At 66.2% G+C, this 19970-nt stretch carries 24 protein-coding genes; 13 read left to right on the plus strand and 11 right to left on the minus strand.

Annotated elements, in window-relative coordinates:
- Positions 1-68: 68 nt before the first annotated feature.
- From I2456_RS04230 to I2456_RS04270, 9 genes are all read left to right on the plus strand, one after another.
- On the plus strand, positions 69-1103 hold the full coding sequence (locus I2456_RS04230) for a Ppx/GppA family phosphatase (protein ID WP_085075041.1): 1035 nt from the start codon (positions 69-71) through the stop codon (positions 1101-1103).
- Positions 1100-2161 carry a hypothetical protein gene (locus I2456_RS04235; RefSeq protein ID WP_085075040.1) on the plus strand — a complete coding sequence of 354 codons (1062 nt, stop codon included), beginning with the start codon at positions 1100-1102 and terminating at the stop codon, positions 2159-2161. The genes I2456_RS04230 and I2456_RS04235 overlap by 4 nt, the downstream gene beginning before the upstream one ends.
- Before the next feature lie 16 nt (positions 2162-2177).
- A complete protein-coding gene (locus tag I2456_RS04240) occupies positions 2178-3020 on the plus strand; it encodes a sugar phosphate isomerase/epimerase family protein (protein ID WP_068022342.1) in 843 nt (280 codons plus the stop codon).
- A gap of 13 nt (positions 3021-3033) precedes the next feature.
- A complete protein-coding gene (locus I2456_RS04245; RefSeq protein WP_085075039.1) occupies positions 3034-3867 on the plus strand; it encodes a thioesterase family protein in 834 nt (277 codons plus the stop codon).
- Between the two features lie 36 nt (positions 3868-3903).
- Positions 3904-4773: a pyrroline-5-carboxylate reductase gene (gene proC, locus I2456_RS04250; RefSeq protein ID WP_174814169.1), complete on the plus strand. Its 870-nt coding sequence runs from the start codon at positions 3904-3906 to the stop codon at positions 4771-4773.
- Between the two features lie 140 nt (positions 4774-4913).
- Positions 4914-5171, plus strand: coding sequence for a cell division/environmental response transcriptional regulator (locus I2456_RS04255; protein WP_068022335.1), 258 nt, complete (start codon positions 4914-4916; stop codon positions 5169-5171).
- Positions 5172-5314: 143 nt separating this feature from the next.
- Positions 5315-5416 (plus strand): 30S ribosomal protein bS22, encoded by a 102-nt coding sequence (locus tag I2456_RS04260; protein ID WP_003402602.1) that lies wholly within the window; start codon positions 5315-5317, stop codon positions 5414-5416.
- Between the two features lie 67 nt (positions 5417-5483).
- A complete protein-coding gene (locus I2456_RS04265; RefSeq protein ID WP_068161924.1) occupies positions 5484-6608 on the plus strand; it encodes an SDR family oxidoreductase in 1125 nt (374 codons plus the stop codon).
- Positions 6609-6613: 5 nt separating this feature from the next.
- Positions 6614-7681, plus strand: coding sequence for a lysophospholipid acyltransferase family protein (locus tag I2456_RS04270; RefSeq protein WP_068022910.1), 1068 nt, complete (start codon positions 6614-6616; stop codon positions 7679-7681).
- Between the two features lie 57 nt (positions 7682-7738).
- Here I2456_RS04270 and cmaA2 read toward each other — a convergent pair whose 3' ends face one another.
- From cmaA2 to I2456_RS04325, 11 genes are all read right to left on the minus strand, one after another.
- Positions 7739-8644 carry a cyclopropane mycolic acid synthase CmaA2 gene (cmaA2, locus tag I2456_RS04275; protein ID WP_085075037.1) on the minus strand — a complete coding sequence of 302 codons (906 nt, stop codon included), beginning with the start codon at positions 8642-8644 and terminating at the stop codon, positions 7739-7741.
- A 10-nt stretch (positions 8645-8654) separates the two neighbouring features.
- On the minus strand, positions 8655-9167 hold the full coding sequence (locus I2456_RS04280) for an FAS1-like dehydratase domain-containing protein (protein ID WP_068022324.1): 513 nt from the start codon (positions 9165-9167) through the stop codon (positions 8655-8657).
- A gap of 44 nt (positions 9168-9211) precedes the next feature.
- Complete coding sequence (locus tag I2456_RS04285; protein WP_085075094.1) at positions 9212-10111, minus strand: HAD family hydrolase; 900 nt, start codon at positions 10109-10111, stop codon at positions 9212-9214.
- A 284-nt stretch (positions 10112-10395) separates the two neighbouring features.
- On the minus strand, positions 10396-10611 hold the full coding sequence (locus I2456_RS04290) for a hypothetical protein (RefSeq protein ID WP_085075036.1): 216 nt from the start codon (positions 10609-10611) through the stop codon (positions 10396-10398).
- 189 nt (positions 10612-10800) lie between these two features.
- A complete protein-coding gene (locus tag I2456_RS04295) occupies positions 10801-11016 on the minus strand; it encodes a hypothetical protein (protein WP_085075035.1) in 216 nt (71 codons plus the stop codon).
- A gap of 46 nt (positions 11017-11062) precedes the next feature.
- Positions 11063-11371: an ADP-ribosyltransferase gene (locus I2456_RS04300; RefSeq protein ID WP_313958006.1), complete on the minus strand. Its 309-nt coding sequence runs from the start codon at positions 11369-11371 to the stop codon at positions 11063-11065.
- A gap of 14 nt (positions 11372-11385) precedes the next feature.
- Positions 11386-11601, minus strand: a complete 216-nt coding sequence (locus I2456_RS04305; RefSeq protein ID WP_068022315.1) for a hypothetical protein — start codon at positions 11599-11601, stop codon at positions 11386-11388.
- A gap of 60 nt (positions 11602-11661) precedes the next feature.
- A complete protein-coding gene (locus I2456_RS28340) occupies positions 11662-12336 on the minus strand; it encodes a hypothetical protein (protein ID WP_241007858.1) in 675 nt (224 codons plus the stop codon).
- On the minus strand, positions 12323-14872 hold the full coding sequence (locus I2456_RS04315) for a glycohydrolase toxin TNT-related protein (protein WP_085075033.1): 2550 nt from the start codon (positions 14870-14872) through the stop codon (positions 12323-12325). Before I2456_RS04315 ends, I2456_RS28340 begins: the two co-directional genes overlap by 14 nt.
- Before the next feature lie 4 nt (positions 14873-14876).
- A complete protein-coding gene (locus tag I2456_RS04320) occupies positions 14877-15167 on the minus strand; it encodes a WXG100 family type VII secretion target (protein ID WP_085075032.1) in 291 nt (96 codons plus the stop codon).
- Positions 15160-15432, minus strand: a complete 273-nt coding sequence (locus tag I2456_RS04325; protein WP_085075093.1) for a WXG100 family type VII secretion target — start codon at positions 15430-15432, stop codon at positions 15160-15162. Before I2456_RS04325 ends, I2456_RS04320 begins: the two co-directional genes overlap by 8 nt.
- 128 nt (positions 15433-15560) lie before the next feature.
- Between I2456_RS04325 and I2456_RS04330 the strand changes: the two genes are divergently transcribed.
- The 4 genes from I2456_RS04330 to I2456_RS04345 all read left to right on the plus strand — a co-directional run bounded on the left by I2456_RS04330 (position 15561) and on the right by I2456_RS04345 (position 19964).
- On the plus strand, positions 15561-15842 hold the full coding sequence (locus I2456_RS04330; RefSeq protein ID WP_085075031.1) for a glutaredoxin family protein: 282 nt from the start codon (positions 15561-15563) through the stop codon (positions 15840-15842).
- Between the two features lie 76 nt (positions 15843-15918).
- Positions 15919-17313 carry a glutamyl-tRNA reductase gene (locus I2456_RS04335; protein WP_085075030.1) on the plus strand — a complete coding sequence of 465 codons (1395 nt, stop codon included), beginning with the start codon at positions 15919-15921 and terminating at the stop codon, positions 17311-17313.
- A 4-nt stretch (positions 17314-17317) separates the two neighbouring features.
- Complete coding sequence (gene hemC / locus I2456_RS04340; protein ID WP_068022300.1) at positions 17318-18274, plus strand: hydroxymethylbilane synthase; 957 nt, start codon at positions 17318-17320, stop codon at positions 18272-18274.
- Between the two features lie 22 nt (positions 18275-18296).
- Positions 18297-19964 carry a bifunctional uroporphyrinogen-III C-methyltransferase/uroporphyrinogen-III synthase gene (locus I2456_RS04345; RefSeq protein ID WP_085075029.1) on the plus strand — a complete coding sequence of 556 codons (1668 nt, stop codon included), beginning with the start codon at positions 18297-18299 and terminating at the stop codon, positions 19962-19964.
- Positions 19965-19970 lie beyond the last annotated feature (6 nt).

The raw sequence follows: 19970 nt of genomic DNA on the forward strand, positions 1-19970 counted from the left end.
GCGTCGACGCGGGAAGCCGTGTGTGGGTCGAGATACGCCCGCAACCTAGTCCGACTAGGTTGTTTCCCGTGCGATTGGGTGTGCTGGACGTCGGGAGCAATACCGTCCACCTGTTGGTGGTCGATGCTCACCGTGGCGGGCATCCGACCCCGATGAGCTCGACCAAGGCGACGCTGCGGCTGGCCGAGGCCACCGACAGCTCGGGCAAGCTCACCAAACGGGGGGCCGACAAGCTGATCTCGACGATCGACGAATTCGCCAAGATCGCGGTCAGCTCCGGATGCAGCGAGCTAATGGCCTTCGCCACCTCAGCGGTGCGTGACGCCGAGAATTCCGACGACGTGCTGGCGCGAGTCCGCAAAGAGACCGGCGTCGAGTTGGTGGCGTTACGCGGCGTCGACGAATCGCGGCTGACCTTCCTGGCGGTGCGCCGGTGGTACGGGTGGAGCGCCGGGCGCATCATCAACCTCGACATCGGCGGCGGATCGCTCGAGCTGTCCAGCGGCGTCGACGAGGAGCCCGAGGTCGCGCTGTCGCTGCCGCTGGGCGCCGGGCGGCTCACCCGCGAATGGCTGCCGGACGATCCGCCCGGCCGCCGCCGGGTAGCCATGCTGCGGGACTGGCTGGACGCCGAGCTCGCCGAGGCCAGTGCGACCGTGCTGGAGGCCGGCGAACCCGACCTGGCGGTGGCGACGTCAAAGACCTTCCGGTCGCTGGCCCGCCTCACCGGCGCGGCCCCGTCGGCGGACGGCCCGCGGGTCAAGAGGACGCTCACGGCCAACGGCCTCAGACAACTCATATCTTTCATCTCTAGGATGACGACCGCTGACCGGGCAGAACTGGAAGGGGTGAGCGCCGAGCGCGCGCCGCAGATCGTGGCGGGTGCTCTGGTGGCGGAGGCAAGCATGCGTGCGCTGTCGATAGAAGCGGTGGACATCTGCCCGTGGGCGCTGCGGGAGGGTCTTATCTTGCGCAAACTCGACAGTGAAGCGGACGGGACCGCGTTCATGGATTCTTCGGCTGTAGAGACTTCGGTGCGCGATGCTAGAGGTCAGGTAGGTGATCGGATCGCAGCTAACCGATCGAGAGGCAACAAACCATGACCGGACCACACTCCGAGACCGAGGACGGCTCCACCCGGCAAATCTCGGTCGCCGAACTGCTGGCCAGAAACGGCACCATCGGCGCTCCGGCGCCCACCCGGCGGCGTCGGCGCCGCCGCGGTGACAGCGACTCGGTGACCGTCGCCGAGCTGACCGGTGAGATCCCCATCATTCGGGACGAGCCGCGCGAAGCCCGGACTGCGCCACCGCCGTCACCGGCGCCCGAACCCCCCAACGGGCGTGTTCAGGTCGCCGAGCCCGCGCCGCCACCGGCCCCCGAACCGGTAGCCGAACCCGTCGTCGAGGAAGCCGTCACGCACGCCCCCGAGACGGTGCCAGATGACGCCACCGACGAGGCGGTGGAAGAGCAGACCACGAACGTCTACTGGTCGCAGCCCGAGCCGCGCTGGCCCAAGTCCGACCCGCTGACCCGCCGCGGTAAGGGCCTGGAACGCAGCGAATACCCGCGGCCGTTGCGCTACAGCGACGACGCCGATGCCGATCGCGGCCGGCAATCCGGCGCCGAGGACATGAGCCCGGACCCGGTTGAGCATTACGTCGACACCTCCGTCGACGTCGCCGAGGATGAGGTGCCCACGACCACGGCCGAGGAGGAAGTCGAAGACTCCGCCTACGCGCGCTCCTACCTGCAAGCCTCAGAAGGCACCCTGTTCGGCGGGCAGTCCCTGGCCGACGAGGTGGCCCGCCGGCGCAGTGAGCAGGCCCCGTCGGTCTTCGACGAAGAGGACCTCGAGCGGCCCGAAGCCGACAAAGCCGAGCCGGCGCCGGGCACTCTGAGCGCACTGTGGCGCGGCGCCGTCATCGTGTTGCAGTCGGTTCTGGCCGTGGCCTTCGGCGCGGGGCTGTTCCTCGCCTTCGACCAGCTGTGGCGGTGGAACAGCATCGTGGCGCTGGTGCTGTCGGTGCTGGTCATTTTAGGCCTGGTGGTCGGGGTGCGAGTGGTCCGCAAGACCGAGGACATCGCCAGTACGTTGATCGCGGTTGCCGTGGGGGCGTTGATCACCCTGGGCCCCTTGGCGTTGTTGCAGTCGGGTTAGGCGCCACCCACCCACAGTGCGCCCAGCAATCAGAGTTGGCCTGTCGACAGCATCCGTGTACCCGCTGCGGGCCGAGGCGGCCTTCGAGTATGCGGCGCGGCTGGGCTATGACGGGGTCGAGCTGATGGTGTGGGGCGAGTCGGTCAGCCAGGACGTCGGCGCGGTCAAGAAGCTCTCGAAGCGCTACCGGATGCCCGTGCTGTCCGTCCACGCGCCCTGCCTGCTGATATCGCAGCGGGTGTGGGGCGCCAACCCGATTCCCAAGCTGGACCGCAGTGTGCGCGCCGCCGAGGAACTGGGCGCACCGACCGTTGTGGTGCACCCGCCGTTTCGGTGGCAGCGGCGCTACGCCGAGGGATTCGGCGAGCAGGTGGCCCACCTGGAAGAAACCAGCGGTGTGATGGTCGCCGTGGAGAACATGTTCCCGTTCCGGGCGGATCGGTTCTTCGGCGCCGACCAGTCCAGGGAACGCATGCGCCGGCGCGGCGGCGGCCCCGGCCCCGCAATCTCGGCGTTCTCGCCGTCCTACGACCCGCTGGACGGCAATTACGCCCACTACACGCTGGACCTGTCGCACACGTCGACGGCAGGCACCGACGCGCTGGACATGGCATCGCGGATGGGTGCCGGCCTGGTCCACCTGCACCTGTGCGACGGCAGCGGCCTGCCCGCCGACGAGCACCTGGTGCCGGGGCGCGGCACGCAGCCCACCGCGGAGGTGTGCCAGACCCTGGCCGGTGGGGCGTTCAACGGCCACGTCGTGCTGGAGGTGTCCACGTCGTCGGCCCGGTCGGCCGCCGAGCGCGAAACCATGCTGTCCGAGTCGTTGCAATTCGCCCGCACACATCTGCTGCGCTGACCTCCAGGAGACCATGAACGCCCTATTCACCACCGCGATGTCGTTGCGGGAGGTCGGCCCCGGCGTCTTCGACGGCGAGCTGAACAAGCACTGGACCATCGGCCCCAAGGTGCACGGCGGCGCGATGGTGGCGTTGTGTGCGAACGCCGCGCGCACCGCGTGTGCGGGGCCTGACCAGCAGCCGGTGGCGGTGTCGGCGAACTTCCTGTGGGCGCCCGACCCCGGACCGATGCAGGTGGTCACGTCGATCCGCAAGCGGGGCCGACGGATCAGCGTGGTCGATGTCGAGCTCAACCAGGGCGAGCGGACCGCGGTGCACGCCGTCGTGACCCTGGGCGAGCCCGAACACCACCTTCCCGGTGGAACCACAGCGCCGCTGCTGTCGGCGAACCCCGTCTTGGACCTCATGGCGCCCGAGCCGCCCGACGACCTGGCCCCGATCCAGCCCGGCCATCGTCTGGCCGGTCTGGTGCACCTGGGCGAAGGCTGCGATGTGCGGCCCCTGCTGTCGACGATGGACCCCGTCACCGACGGAGGGACTCGCCGGGCGCCGATGCTGCAGATGTGGGCGCGACCGCGCGATGTGGCTCCCGACGCGCTGTTCGCCCTGATGTGCACCGACCTCTCGGCGCCGGTCACCTTCGCAGTGGACCGCACCGGTTGGGCGCCTACGGTGCAGCTGACCGCCTTCCTGCGGGCCTTACCCGTCGACGGCTGGCTGCGCGTGGTGTGCACGTGCGTGGAGATCGGGCACGACTGGTTTGACGAAGACCACATCGTCGTCGACCAAGCGGGTCGCCTGGTCGCACAGTCGCGTCAGCTGGCGATGGTGCCTGCCGCCCGGTAGCGGGCCGCCGCCGAAGTGTCTGAGATGCTTTCCGGCATGGCGAGAATCGCGATCATCGGCGGGGGAAGCATGGGCGAGGCCCTGCTTGCGGGGCTGCTGCGGTCCGGACGGCAGGTGAAGGACCTGGTGCTGGCCGAGCGTGTGCTAGAGCGGGCCAAATACCTGTCGCAGACGTATTCGGTGCTGGTGACGTCGGTCAAGGAGGCGGTGGAAAGCGCGACGTTCGTGGTGGTCGCGGTCAAGCCGGCCGATGTTGACGCGGTGATGGGGGATTTGGCCGCTGCGGCCGCCGCGGCCGACGATGACAGCGCCGAGCAGGTGTTCATCACCATCGCCGCCGGCATCACCCTCACCTACTTCGAGTCGAAGCTGCCCGCCGGCACCCCGGTGATTCGCGCGATGCCCAACGCGGCCGCGCTGGTCGGCGCGGGCGTCACCGCCCTGGCCAAAGGCCGATTCGTCTCACCCGAACAGCTCGCCGAAGCTTCCTCCCTGTTCGACGCGGTAGGTGGGGTGCTGACCGTTGCGGAGTCACAGATGGACGCGGTGACCGCCGTGTCCGGCTCGGGCCCGGTGTACTTCTTCCTGCTGGTCGAAGCGTTGGTGGAAGCGGCTGTTGCGGTCGGCCTCAGCCGGCAGGTCGCCAACGACCTGACCGTGCAAACCATGGCCGGATCGGCGGCGATGCTGCTGGAGCGGATGGATCAAGACCGCGGCCAGGCCGAAGGCGAGTCACTACGGGTCGACACCTCAGCCTTCGAACTGCGCGCCCTGATCGCCTCGCCCGGCGGGACCACCGCGGCCGCCTTGCGGGAACTGGAACGGGGTGGATTTCGAGCGACCGTAGATGCCGCCGTCCAGGCCGCGAAAACCCGCTCTGAGCAGCTAAGAATTACATCGGAATAATTCAAGTTTTTTCAATTAGTTGTCCCCCACCAGTACCAGTAACCCCACTAGTCCCGCTATTCTCCTCTTTGTATGCACTCGTTGGTGCCAGCGGAGGGGAAGCCGCTGGGATTGCGGGTGCCTGACACGATTGGGTTGCGATGACGTCTAGTAACGGGCCATCAGCACGGGATTCTGCAGGTAAGGGACGGGACGGCGGCTCGGCCGAAGGCCAGCAGTCCCGCACACAATTTCTCACCGTCGCTGAGGTCGCGGCGCTGATGCGGGTCTCGAAGATGACGGTGTACCGGCTTGTGCACAACGGCGAGCTGCCCGCGGTTCGGGTCGGGCGGTCCTTCCGGGTGCACGCCAAGGCCGTCCACGACATGCTGGAGACGTCTTACTTCGACGCGGGCTGACCGCACCCGTCGCTCCGTTTGACATATCGTCGCGCGCCCTGGAACCGGTCGCGCGGCTGCCGGTTTGGTGTTCGGTGTGGCCTGCCGGGTAAAGTATCTGGGTCAATTCCAATTAGCCGGATACGGGTCAGATAGCGGAGTTCATGGGTTCAGTCATCAAGAAGCGGCGCAAGCGGATGTCCAAGAAAAAGCATCGCAAGCTGTTGCGTCGCACCCGGGTGCAGCGCAGAAAACTCGGCAAGTAAGTCCGGTCGGCGGGCAGCGTCACCCTCCCGTAACGCTGTTGTTGCCACTCGCGGCTAGGCTATCGGGGTGGAATCGTCGAATAGCCGGGGCGGTGACGAAACCAGCGGCGGCGACAATGTGCACTATCCGAAAGTCGTGCTGGTTACCGGCGCCTGCCGGTTTCTCGGCGGCTATTTGACTGCGCGCCTGGCCCAGAATCCGCTGATCAACCGGGTCATCGCCGTCGACGCGATCGCGCCGAGCAAAGACATGTTGCGGCGGATGGGCCGAGCGGAATTCGTCCGCGCCGACATCCGGAATCCTTTTATTGCCAAAGTGATTCGCAGCGGCGAGGTCGACACGGTCGTGCACGCCGCGGCGGCGTCGTACGCGCCGCGGGCGGGTGGCAGCGCGGCGTTGAAGGAACTCAACGTGATGGGCGCGATGCAGCTCTTCGCGGCCTGCCAGAAGGCGCCCTCAGTGCGCCGCGTTGTGCTGAAGTCGACCTCCGAGGTGTACGGGTCGAGTGCGCACGATCCCGCGGTGTTCACCGAAGACTGCAGCAGCCGTCGACCGTTCCGCGAGGGCTTTGCCAAAGACAGCCTCGACATCGAGGGCTACGTGCGTGGGCTGGGCCGGCGCCGACCCGATATCGCGGTGACGATCCTGCGGCTGGCAAACATGATCGGCCCTGCGATGGACACCACGCTGTCCCGCTATCTGGCCGGGCCGCTGGTGCCCACCATGTTCGGCCGCGACGCCCGACTGCAGTTGTTGCACGAGCAGGATGCGCTCGGCGCGTTGGAGCGCGCTGCCATGGCCGGGAAGGCGGGCACGTTCAACGTCGGCGCAAACGGGGTAATCATGCTGTCTCAAGCGATCCGTCGGGCGGGTCGAATTCCTCTACCGGTTCCGGGCTTTGGCGTGTGGGCGCTCGATTCGCTGAGACGCGCTAATCGTTACACCGAAATCAATCGCGAGCAGTTTGATTACTTAAGTTATGGGCGCGTCATGGATACGACGAGAATGCGTACGGAACTTGGATTTGAACCGAAATGGTCGACTGCGGAAGCCTTCGACGATTACCTGCGCGGACGAGGCATCACTCCCATTATCGACCCAGATCGGGTACGCTCCTGGGAGGGCCGCGCCGTCGCGTTAGCGCAGCGTTTGGGTAGCCGAAATCCAATTCCGTGGGGTGGGGTCAGGTAGATATCGTGGCGGGTGAGTCCAGAGCGAATGTCATTCCACTGCACACGAATCGGGGTCGTGTAGCTGCGCGTCGCCGTGCCACGCAACGGGCGGATGCCGCTCGTCAACACCCCTCGCTGCTCGCCGACCCCAATGGCCGCGCGTCGGCCGACCAGATCGCCGCCGTCGTCCGCGAAATCGACGAGCACCGCCGCGCCGCTGGCGGAACCTCGAGCCCCGAAGCGCCGCTGAACGACCTTGCCCAGCGCGTCGCGGCCGTCGCCGGTTTTCTACGGCAACGGTTGATCGGCGACTACGAGGTCGACGAATTCGGGTTCGATCCGCACTTCAACGACGCAATCGTCCGGCCTTTGCTGAGGTTCTTCTTCAAGTCCTGGTTCCGGGTGGAAGTCAGCGGCATCGAGAACATCCCCGACGACGGCGCGGCGCTGGTGGTCGCCAATCACGCCGGAGTGTTGCCATTCGACGGCCTGATGCTGTCGGTCGCGGTGCACGACGAGCACCCGGCGCAACGCGATCTGCGTCTGCTGGCCGCCGACATGGTGTTCGACCTGCCCGTGGTGGGCGCGACCGCCCGCAAAGCCGGGCACACCATGGCCTGCACCACCGATGCGCACCGCCTGCTGGCCTCAGGGGAGCTCACCGCGGTGTTCCCGGAGGGCTACAAGGGGCTGGGCAAGCGTTTCGAGGACCGCTACCGGTTGCAACGGTTCGGGCGGGGCGGATTCGTCTCCGCGGCGCTGCGCACCAAGGCGCCGATCGTGCCGTGCTCGATCATCGGTTCCGAAGAGATCTATCCGATGCTCACCGACGTCAAGCTGCTGGCCCGACTGCTCGGGGTGCCGTATTTCCCCATCACGCCGCTGTTCCCGCTGGCCGGGCCCGCGGGCCTGGTGCCGCTGCCGTCCAAGTGGCACATCGCCTTCGGCGAGCCCATCCACACCGCGGACTACGCGCCCGGTGACGCCGAGGACCCGATGGTCACCTTCGAGTTGACCGACCAGGTGCGCGAGACGATCCAGCAGACGCTGTACCGGCTGCTGGCCGGGCGCCGCAATATTTTCTTTGGCTGAGCTGTGACGCAATAACCCCCGGTGGGCAACACCCCCGGGGGTTATTTGCGTCGTGCGTTACTTGACCAGGGTGAACTGGCAGACACCCGTATACCGGTCGCGGAACAGGTCCGAGCAGCCCCGCAGGTAGTGCATGTAGATGTCGTAGGTCTCCTGACCCTTGAGCTCGATCGCCTTCTCCTTGTTCGCCTCGAGCGCATCGGCCCAGGCGTCCAGCGTCGGCACGTAGTTGTGGCCGATCTTGTGGTAGCGCTCGACCTTCCAGCCGGCCTGCGAGGAGTAGTGGTCAACCTGCGAAATACGGGGCAGCCGACCGCCCGGGAAGATCTCCGTCAGGATGAACTTGATGAACCGCAGCAGGCTCATCGGCGATGTCAGGCCCCACTCCTTGGCCTCTTCCGGCTCCGGGATGGTGATCGTGTGCAGCAACATCCGGCCGTCTTCGGGCGTCAGGTCGTAGAACTTCTTGAAGAAGGTGGCGTATCGCTCGAAGCCGGCGTCACCCGCGCCGTCGGCGAAGTGCTCGAACGCGCCCAACGACACGATCCGGTCGACCGGCTCGTCGAACTCCTCCCAGCCCTGGATCCGTACCTCCTTGCGGCGGGGGCTGTCGATCTCCTTGAACTTCTCGACATCGTGGGCGTACTGGTTCTCGCTCAGCGTCAGGCCGATGACGTTGACGTCGTACTCCTGGACCGCGTGGCGCATGGTGGAGCCCCAGCCGCAGCCGATGTCGAGCAGCGTCATGCCCGGTTCGAGGTTGAGCTTGTCCAGGGAGAGTTTGCGCTTGGCGTACTGGGCCTCTTCCAGCGTCTTGGCGCCCTCTTCCCAGTAGGCGCAGCTGTAGGTCATCGACGGGTCGAGCCACAGCTTGAAGAATTCATTGGACTTGTCGTAGTGGGAGCGGACTGCCTCGACCGGCGGCTTGAGCTGGGTGCTACCCGTTTCCCCTTGTGACGTCATTGAATTGACCCTACTTTCCGGCTGATATGGATGCAATTGCGGCGACGGTCTCCGCAGTGCTCGCTTCTTGAGTTGCGGCTTCGCCCAGCATCGTGACGATGCCGGTGACGACCGGTTTGCCCTCGGCGTCTGTGATCTCGCTGCGGATTTCAGCAAGCACAGTACCGTGCGACTCGATGACCGAGTCTAGATAAGTATCGAAGAAGAGCTTGTCGTGGGCCAAAATTGGCCGGTGAAACTTGAACTTCTGGTCGCGGTGGATGACGCGGGCGATGTTGATCGGAATCTTGAACTTGGTGAAAATCTCGAGCTGCACGCGCCGGCCGGCGACCGCAGCGAACGTCAGGGGCGCCACTAGCGCCGGATATCCGGCAGCCTCGGCGTCGGCTTCGTTGTAGTGCGCTGGGTGGTCGTCTTTGACCGCGACCGCAAACTCCCGAATTTTCTCGCGTCCGACCTCGAAGTAGTCAGATCCTCGGTAATTGCTGCCGATGAGACCTTCGGCTTCTTGGGGGGTCGTCATAAAGCTGTGCTCTCCGCTCGAATAGATGCTAGCGGCGCAGCTTATCAGCGAGATTGCCGCCGAGAAGCCAGTGCCGCCAGCGCGCCGCCGGCCGCGCCCAGCGCCAACGCCGAGGGCACGCCGATGCGGGCGGCTTTCCGAGCGGTCCGAAAATCGCGGATCTCCCAGCCGCGCTCGCGGGCCAGGCTGCGCAGCCGGGCGTCGGGATTGATGGCGACGGCGGTGCCCACCAGCGACAACATCGGCACATCGTTGTAGCTGTCGGAGTAGGCGGTGCAGCGTTTGAGGTTGAGCCCTTCGCGGATGGCCAGCGAGCGAACGGCGTGCGCTTTGCCGGTACCGTGCAGGATCTCGCCGACGAGTCGGCCGGTGAAAATGCCGTCGACCGATTCCGCCACCGTCCCCAGCGCGCCGGTCAGGCCCAGACGACGGGCGATGGTGGCGGCCAACTCGTAGGGGGTGGCGGTGATCAACCAGACTTGCTGCCCGGCGTCCAGATGCATCTGGGTGAGCTCGCGGGTGCCCGGCCAGATCTTGTCGGCGATGATCTCGTCGTAGATTTCTTCGCCCAGGGTGATGAGCTCTTCGACCGACCGGCCTTCGATGAACGCCAGAGCCTTGCGCCGACCGGCGGCGACATCGTTGCTGTTTTCCTTGCCGAGAATCTGGAATTTGGCCTGGGCGTAAATGAAGCCCAGGACGTCGCGATAAGTGAAGTACTCGCGAGCGGCCAGCCCGCGGCCGAAGTGCACCGCCGAGGAGCCCTGCACGAGCGTGTTGTCGACGTCGAAGAATGCTGCGGCGGTCAGGTCGACTGGGGGCGGTTGGCGGCTGTCGTCGGAGCGGATGTCGTCGAGCGCGCGTTCGGCGCTGGCGCTCCCGGCCAACGACCCCAGGTCGGCAGGACCGAAGTGGTCTGCGTTGCCTGGGACCGAGGTAGCCATCGCCGAACCTCCCAAGTCGCTGTGCCCGGTGGCCGGTGTCATGCGGCCGATGTCAACCCTATCCGGCGGAGGTTGTGTGCGGTGGGGGCCGTTGCGGGCTCGCCGCGGGTGTACCGTTTGTCGCTGGGCGTCGTTGCGGGCCGCTGGGGGTTCTACAGCCGCGAGCGTGAAGCCAGGGCGGGCCACCGCCGAGTGTGCGGCTAGGGCGGGCCACCGCCGCGAGTGTGCGGCTAGCCGCACCGTCGGCTCCGAGTGTGCGGCCAGCCTCACACTCGGGCGGCAGCTCAGCTGCGTGGCCGCCGCTCGTACTCGGTGCCTGAGGTGTCGTCCCAGAACTTCGGCGACACGTCGGTCACTCGGTCCTCTGGTGCGATGGCGTCGACTTCTCGCTGGAACGCATCGAAAGTCTCGCGCGCACGCGCGATCTCTTCTTCGGACGGCGGTGGGACGCCTGCCTCTTCCGCTGTCATGAACGTCTTACCGGCGATCTTTTCCATCATCCATCCTCCTCGACCAAGATCGACCACAACTGCGCGAAAGCCGTCCAGATAATTGAGGCAAATCTTCCCCGGTTTATGGATGCGTGCGTTGTGAGTTCACTACTACACGAACGGCAGACACAGCGGACTGAACCCTGAAGTCCGTGATATTCATGTTCGGACTAGACCCTCCACCTGAAGAACGTTATCTCAGCTGTGTGGCCGCTCTTCGAGTTCAGTGCCAGAGGTGTCGTCCCAGAACTTCGGCGACACCTCTTTCATTCGATCTTCCAGCGGTACTGCATCCATTCGTCGTTGAAACGCATCGAAAGCTTCGCGCGCACGCGCGATCTCTTCTTCGGTCGGCGGTGTGACACCGGCCTCTTCTGGTGTCGAAAAAATCTTTCCCGCGAATTCTCTACTCATCGTGGCTGGTCTCCGTTCCTATGCAACTTCCTCAAACGAATGAGCATTATCGCTCGATCATTTCGATGATGGTTCGGCCCGTGACCGGGTCTTGCGACTTGCTTATTACATAAAATTTCGTGCCCGCCGGAAACAGTACTTCTTGTTCGCCAGGGTGAAGAGAGATTGATGTTATGTCTCGTCCTGTGCTCGCAAAAATTTTGAACTCAACGTTGCCAGCGAACGTCGACGACTGAGCTACGGTGGGATCCTTTGTCGCACTGAGGAAACCTCGTTCGGTGATGACCGCAGCGGGCCACCGCCGCGAGTGCGCGGACAGCCGCACCGTCGGCTCCGAGTGCGCGGCCAGCCTCACACTCGGGCGGCAGCTCAGCTGAGTGGCCGCCGTTCGTACTCGGTGCCCGAGGTGTCGTCCCAGAACTTCGGCGAAACGTCGGTCACTCGGTCCTCTGGCGCGATGGCGTCGACTTCTCGCTGGAACGCATCGAAAGTCTCGCGCGCACGCGCGATCTCTTCTTCGGTCGGCGGTGGGACGCCTGCCTCTTCCGCTGTCATGAACGTCTTACCGGCGATCTTTTCCGTCATCCATCCTCCTCGACCAAGATCGACCACAACTGCGCGAAAAGCCCATGTCAGATGGCGCGGTTACTGGATCCAGAGCGGGACCTTAGAAGTAATACTTTCTGGCATGCCATCGAGCAGCGCCGAATTGAGCTGTTCGTAGGAGAGCGCCAGCACCTGCATGTATTTCTCCTCGGATGGTAACGCAATGCCATAACGGTTCGGGTCATCGGAAAGTGTGTACTGCTTGAGATGTCGACTGGCAATCTCTCTGGACGTTCGAGGTCTTATCTTCAAGAAGTAGTCAAGCAAGTGCGGTCCGGCGGGGGACACCTTGATCCGCGGGTCGAGACCTTGCACATTCCATGCGAGTATTACGGAGTTCAATCCGAGCTTCGTCCGCAGGAAGTTTCCAATATTTGTGAGCACGTACTTACCGGCGTCCGTGGGCCGGGAGAATACCGCTTCCACTTTTTCTGATCGCTCGGACGATCTTTCGGGCATCACTGAGTGGACCACATTGTTGTACCCTTCCGGTGCCGGCTCAATTATCCATGCTTGCCAATCCCCCTTTGTTCGCCATTCTGGCCATTCGCGCGATTTCTCGCTATAGTCACTAGGAAAGTATAGGCGCCCATTCTCCCAGGCCGCCTTATCCTTGGGTTGCTCGCCTGCCAACTCATAGATTTGACGCCAAAGTTCGTAGTAATCCACTATTTTGGCGAACGCGTCGCTATCCTGGCGCTCAATATCTGTCACCTTGCGTCCTATCCATCTCCGACGGATTCTCCTGGATCTTTCTGAGGTAACCATCGTCTATCAACCTCAAAATGAAGACGAATTCACCTTCATCATCGACTACTACCCATTGAGACCCACCCCCAGGCTGGCCAAATGCCTCCGAAACGTTGCCATAGCGAACCTCCCAGTTATCGGGGATAGGCTGGCCAGTTCCTTGAAAAACATGATAGTCACCACTCGTGCCCGGGGCGAGGCTGCGTTTCGGATAGCTGTCGCCGACCGCACCCATAAAGTCACCTCGACCGTCGCTTACTTCTCCGATCCTGTCTAGCCACACATCCTCCGGAATACTTCGAGCCGTTTCCCATTGTCCGTCGGCGAAACCATTGTGCTCCGGCCAACGCCATGTCCCTTCGGCGGAATTCCAGAATTTGTCAAGAATCTGTTGAGCAGTCATTCCTGTATACGGACTGTGCAGCGCTGATTCGGCAATATCGGGTGGGCAGCCACGGCGCACCAAATCGGAAACGAGCTGCTCGGGCGACTCGGCAAGACCCAGCTGTGCTTGCCGCCACGGAGGCAGATCCGACGGCTTGGTGTGTCCAGATTGATCCCCCTCCCCAAGATCTTCGGTGGGCGAGCCGTCGGCAGGCGGGTGTGATGGCGGTGATCCCTTGCCCTCGTCAGGGTGATGTGGGCGAGTGCCGCCGCCATCGCCGGGCGGATGCGGACCGCCGCTCGGGGGGTAGGACCGTCCGGATTGGTGACCGCCCGGATCTGCAGCGTGGGATCCGCCGCCGAAGGCCGGTGCCGCTTCGGCCGACGCCCCACCGCCGACCTTGGAGGCAAGTTGGGGCGTCTGTGCCGAATGCGGTGCTGTGGCAACGAGTTGAGCGGGGACAGCATTAGCCGGTTGTGGATGTGGTGCGGACGTCTGCTCTGCCGTTAGAGGAGCAAGCGGCTTGCTGCCGGACCCTGGCACCGCCGCGGTCGGCCGAAGCGACTCACCGGCTGAAGGCTTCCCGCCCATTGGTGGCTTGGACTCGACCGGGCCGTGCGGCAGGGGGCCGCTCGTTGGGCCGGGCGTTGGTTTGGCGGCGGGCGCCTGCGTTGGGTTTCCGGGATCTAGTGGCTTGGGGGGTGGCGGTTTCGGGCCCGGCTCGGGCGGCTTCGGACCCGGCTCGGGCAGCTCAACCGGCGGTCGACCACCCGGCGGCTCGAAGGGCGGCGGCTTCTTCAAGCCCTTGAGCGCTTCGGCGGCGGAGTGTCCGGCCTTGCCCAGCTTCGACAGCGGGCCGCCCGGAAGGGCGAATGTGCCGAGGTCGAACACCGACTTGCCCAGGGCTTCGGCGGGATTGGACTGGAATTCGTCCCAGTGGCTGAGGCTCTTTCCGAGCTGTTTCCACGACTCCTCGACCGAGGGGGCATGCTCACCGCCCAAGCCGGCTAGCCGCAGCGCTCCTTTGACTATGTCGGTCATCGAGTGGTGAAAGCCGAGCGGATCGATCAGCGCGCGCGGTTGGCTGATCTCCCAAAGTCCCTTGAGCATTCCGCCGGCCTCCAGGCCGATGCCCTTGAAGTATTGGCCCGCCGTGTCGACGTTGCGCCCGACATCGCTGCCGTGCAGAAACTGGTCCCACTGCCTTTGGGCATGGCCGCTCATCGTGGTGATGACCCGCCCAGCCGCTGCCATCACGCCGGCGATTTGCGCGCCCAGCGCGGCGACTTCAGCGCTGAAATGATCGACCACCGTCCGAATGTCGTTGGCGATCCGGCGAATCTCGTCTTCGTCCTCGCCGGTCAACACCTCCCAGACTTCTTTGATCCCGGTCATCGGGTCGCAGATGCGCGACAACAAGTCCAGGATTGCGGCGTGCACCGCATCGATCGCCGCCGCGTAACCGGTCAGCTGTGCGGCCATCGATTCGCACTGGTGCACAATGCCCGTGGTACTGGTATACGCAACGCAGAAGGCGGCCTCCACGGCTGCGCCCTCCGGAATCTGTTGCGAGCGAACAACTTCCATCGGCCGGCCGGTGCCGAGAACTTCGGTGAGCGCGAACTTGGTGCCGGCCCCCATCCAGGCCTGAGCCGCGGCCCGCAACTTCGCGGAATCACCGGTCGGCCAGATCATTCCGAGGTAGGGAGCCACCCACCCCCAGCCGGCCGGGGCGCCGCGACCAGCACCCACCGCCGACGGAGGTGACCCTGTCGTGAAGCCGTGACTCAGCACCGGCATGGGTAACGCGTGACTGCGCCCGGCGACATCAGACAACGCCTCGGCCACCGAATAGTTGTGCGCCGACACGCGAACGCCATCACCCAAACCGCACAATGCATTTCGGGCCGTTGCCATGGCTTTGACCAGCTCGGCCGCGGAGGCGTCGTAGCTGCGGCCAAACGCCGCGCCGGCCGGATCGTTACCGGCCATGCCCGCACCACCCGACAGCGCCGCGACCAACCCGGACACGACGGACTCCAGACCCTCGCCGGCGGAGACCACCGCGGCGCCGGCGTCTTCCAGCGCTGCGGGATCTACTGCCAGCGGGGCCATTTCGTCATGACCACATACTCGAGTTTGTCGACATGGCGTTGGTGTAATTGGCGTGCGCGCCGGCCCCCGCCGCGCGCAGCCGCGCCAACGCCGCACGCATCATCGCCTCGCCAGCGGCCCAATGGCGATGCGCCTCGGCGTGTGCCGCCGCCGCCTGCCCGGACCAGTTGGCGTGCAAACTCTCGATCAGACGGTCGATTTCGCCGATCATGCTTTCGGCATAGCGCTGAAAGTCGGCCATCTGCTGCACCGCCTCGGCCAGTGCCTCCGGCTGCACCCGAAACGCCTCAGACATGGCCGACGTCCCGCAATGCCGCACCGGCGGCCTGCTCATTGGCGCCATGACCGGCACCAGCCTGGGCCACCAGGCGCCCTAACATCGACAAGCCGAGCTCCACTTCCCCGGCTCCGCGATGCCACAGTTGCCACGCCGAGGCGTAGGCGCTTCCCGACGAACCGCGCCAGCCGTGCAGCATTTCCCCGACCCGACCGTCCAGCTCGGCCAACCGCGTCCGCAGATCGTCGGCCCCACCGATCAGCGCTTGGGCGAACCCGTGCATCAGCTCGGGATCGACATGTAACTCACTCGCACCGGCCACAGCGGCAACCTAACGAGGCCACCGGTCGCCCACAATTCACCCGCAAATCACCCGCGAAGCACCGCCCCGGGCAGTGCCAGACTGGTCTGATGACTCGACCCGCAAGCCGCCCGCAGGTCACGCTGCTGACGCGCGACGGCTGCGTCATCTGCTTGCGCGTCCAGACGCAACTCGCGGCCTTGGCCGAGGAACTGCACTTCGACCTGACCACCACCGACGTCGACGCGAAGGCCAATGCGGGGGATCCTTCGCTGCGGGCTGAATTCGGCGATCGCCTGCCGGTCGTCCTGCTCAACGGCCGTGAACACAGCTATTGGGAGGTCGACGAACCCCGGTTGCGCGCGGACCTGGCCCGAACCGATATTTGGTAGGCCAGCTGACGAACGTCTACCGTAGGTAGTAGTTCACTTTCTGATTACGCAAGGGAGCGGGCCAGGTGATGCTGCCGTGAGCATCCTGCTCTTCGGGGTTTCGCACCGAAGCGCGCCGGTCTCCGTCCTGGAACAGCTGAGCATCGACGAGTCCGATCGGGTCAAGATCGTCGACCGGGTGCTGCAGTCGCCGCTGGTGACCGAGGCCATGGTGCTCTCGACGTGCAACCGCGTCGAGGTCTATGCCGTGGTCGAGGCATTCCACGGCGGGTTGGCCGCTGTCGGCCAAGCGCTGTCGGAGTACTCCGGCATGACGATGGGCGACCTCACCCAATACGCCTACGTGCGATACAGCGAGGCCGCCGTCGAGCATCTGTTCGCCGTGGCCAGTGGTCTGGATTCGGCGGTGGTCGGCGAGCAGCAGGTCCTCGGCCAGGTGCGCCGCGCGTACGCCACCGCCGAGGCCAACCGCACCGTCGGCCGGGTCTTGCACGAATTGGCCCAGCGGGCACTGTCGGTCGGCAAGCGGGTGCATTCCGAAACCGCCATCGACGCCGCCGGCGCCTCGGTGGTGTCGGTCGCGCTCGGCATGGCCGACCGCCGACTGGGCGGGCTGGCCGGCAAGACGGGCGTAGTGGTCGGCGCCGGCGCGATGGGTGCCCTGTCGGCGGCCCACCTGACCCGGTCCGGGATCGGACACATTCGCGTGCTCAACCGGTCGCTGTCCCGGGCGCAGCGGTTGGCGCGCAAGCTGCGTGAATCGGGCGTGCCAGCCGAAGCGATGGCGTTGGACCGGCTCTCCGACGCGCTGGCCGACGCCGACGTCGTGGTCAGCTGTACCGGGGCGGTCAGCCCGGTGGTGTCGCTGGCCGATGTGCACCACGCGCTGGTCGCCGCGCACCGCGACGAAGCACGATTGCTGGTCATCTGCGACCTGGGCATGCCCCGGGACGTCGATCCGGCGGTGGCCGGGCTGCCCGGGGTCTGGGTGGTCGATGTCGACCGCGTCCAACATGAGCCGGCGGCCCACGCCGCGGCGTCCGACGTCGACGCCGCGCGCCACATCGTCGCCGCCGAAGTCGCCAACTATCTGGCCGGTCAGCGGATGGCCGAGGTCACCCCGACCGTGACCGCGCTGCGCCAGCGCGCCGCCGACGTGGTCGAGGCCGAGCTGTTGCGCCTGGACAACCGGCTGCCCGGGCTGGCGATCTCCGAGCGCGAAGAGGTGGCCCGCACCGTGCGTCGCGTCGTGGACAAGCTGCTGCATGCGCCCACGGTGCGCATCAAGCAGCTTGCCAGCGCGCCGGGCGGCGACAGCTACGCCGAGGCCCTGCGCGAGCTTTTCGAACTAGACCAGACCGCCGTCGACGCCGTCGCGACCGCGGGCGAATTGCCCGCCGTACCAACGGCATTCGACGCCGGCGCCCGCGGGCAGCAAGTGCCCGGAACCCCGCCGCAGTCCCCCGAGTAGCCGCTTGACCGACGTTATCCGAATCGGCACTCGGGGGAGTTTGCTGGCCACCACCCAGGCTGCCACCGTCAGAGATGCCCTGATCGCCAACGGCCACGCCGCGGAGTTGGTCATCATCAGCACCGCGGGTGACCGATCCTCCGCGCCGATCGCCACCCTGGGCGTCGGTGCCTTCACGACGGCGCTGCGCGAGGCCATGGACGACGGTCGCGTCGACGCCGCCGTGCACTCGCACAAAGATTTGCCGACCGCCGACGATCCCAGGTTCACCATCGCGGCGATTCCGCCGCGCAACGACCCCCGCGACGCCGTGGTGGCCCGGGACGGCCTGGTGCTGGGGGAATTGCCGACTGGTTCGCTGGTCGGAACGTCGTCCCCGCGCCGGGCGGCACAGCTTAGAGCACTGGGTCTCGGTTTGGAAATCCGCCCCCTACGAGGCAACCTAGATACCAGGTTGAACAGGGTAAGCAGTGGTGATCTTGACGCCATCGTGGTGGCTCGGGCGGGTCTGGCCCGGCTGGGCCGTCTGGATGACGTCACCGAGACGCTCGAGCCGGTGCAGATGTTGCCAGCGCCGGCTCAGGGTGCGCTCGCGGTCGAATGCCGCGCTGGTGACAGCGGGCTGGCGGCGGTGTTGGCGGAGTTGGACGACGCCGACACCCGTGCGGCGGTCACTGCCGAACGTGCCCTGCTCGCCGAACTCGAAGCTGGTTGTTCGGCACCGGTGGGCGCGATCGCCGAAGTGGTCGAGTCGATCGATGACGACGGCCATGTCTTCGAGGAGCTGTCGCTGCGCGGCTGCGTGGCGGCGCTGGACGGGTCCGACGTGATCCGTGCGTCCGGCATCGGAGCTACCGAACGGGCTCGGGAGCTTGGACTCTCGGTCGCCGCGGAGCTGTTCGAGTTGGGTGCTCGGGAGCTGATGAGGGGAGCGCGGGAAGACCCCGCGCGAGGAAGTTGAGAACGATTACGTGGGAGCGACAATGACGACGCGAGGCCGTAAGCCGAGACCGGGCCGCATCACCTTCGTGGGTTCCGGTCCTGGCGACCCAGGCCTGTTGACCACGCGGGCCGCCACGGTGCTGGCCAACGCGGCCCTGGTGTTCACCGACCCCGATGTGCCCGAGCAGGTGCTGGCGCTGATCGGCAAGGACCTGCCGCCAGTGTCCGGACCGGTGCCCGCCGACCCGCCCGCCGGCGCCGACGGGGACGGTTCCGACCCGGGCAACACTCCGGCCACCCCGACGGTCATGCCCGCCGGGCCCGACATCCGTCCGGCGCTGGGCGATCCCGCCGAGGTCGCCAAGACGCTGACCGCCGAGGCCCGCGGGGGCGCCGACGTGGTGCGCCTGGTGTCCGGCGATCCGCTGATGGTGGACTCGGTCATCACCGAGGTGAACGCCGTCGCACGCGCGCACTTACACATCGAGATAGTGCCGGGACTGGCCGCGACCAGTGCGGTACCGACCTATGCCGGGTTGCCGCTGGGCTCATCCCACACGGTGGCCGACGTACGCGGTGAGGTGGACTGGGAGGCGCTGGCCGCCGCGCCCGGCCCGCTGATCCTGCAGGCCACCGCCTCGCACCTGCCCGACGCCGCCCGCACGCTGATCGAGCACGAACTGGCCGAGGCCACCCCGTGCGTGGTCACCGCGCAAGGCACCACCTGCCAGCAGCGTTCGGTGGAAACCACGCTGCAGGGGCTGACCGATCCGGCCGTCCTGTGCGGCAGCAACGACCCGGCAGGTCCGCTGACCGGACCGCTGGTGGTGACCATCGGCAAGACGGTGGCCAGCCGCGCCAAGCTCAACTGGTGGGAGAGCAGGGCGCTGTACGGCTGGAACGTGTTGGTGCCCCGCACCAAGGATCAGGCCGGCGAGATGAGCGAGCGGCTGACCTCCTACGGCGCGCTGCCGATCGAGGTGCCGACGATTGCCGTCGAGCCGCCGCGCAGCCCCGCCCAGATGGAGCGGGCCGTCAAGGGCCTGGTCGACGGCCGCTTCCAGTGGGTGGTGTTCACCTCCACCAACGCGGTGCGCGCGGTGTGGGAGAAGTTCGGCGAATTCGGCCTGGACGCGCGCGCGTTCTCCGGCGTCAAGATCGCTTGTGTCGGCGAGTCGACGGCCGACCGGGTCCGCGCGTTCGGCATCAGCCCGGAGCTGGTGCCGGCCGGAGAGCAGTCCTCGCTGGGTCTGCTCGACGAATTCCCGCCCTACGACAGCATTTTCGACCCGGTCAACCGGGTTCTGCTGCCGCGGGCCGACATCGCCACCGAGACGCTGGCCGAGGGCCTGCGCGAGCGCGGCTGGGAGATCGAGGACGTCACCGCCTACCGGACCGTGCGGGCCGCCCCGCCACCGGCGGCCACCCGCGAGATGATCAAGACGGGTGGCTTCGACGCGGTGTGCTTCACGTCGAGTTCGACGGTGCGCAACCTGGTCGGTATTGCGGGTAAGCCGCACGCGCGGACCATCATTGCCTGCATCGGCCCCAAGACCGCTGAGACCGCTGCGGAATTCGGCTTGCGGGTGGACGTTCAGCCCGACACCGCCGCGGTGGGCCCGCTGGTTGACGCGCTGGCCGAGCACGCCGCCCGGCTGCGCGCCGAGGGTGCGCTGCCGCCGCCGCGCAAGAAGAGCCGCAGGCGCTAGTGGTTG

The organism is Mycobacterium kubicae, from assembly GCF_015689175.1.
Classification (GTDB): domain Bacteria; phylum Actinomycetota; class Actinomycetes; order Mycobacteriales; family Mycobacteriaceae; genus Mycobacterium; species Mycobacterium kubicae.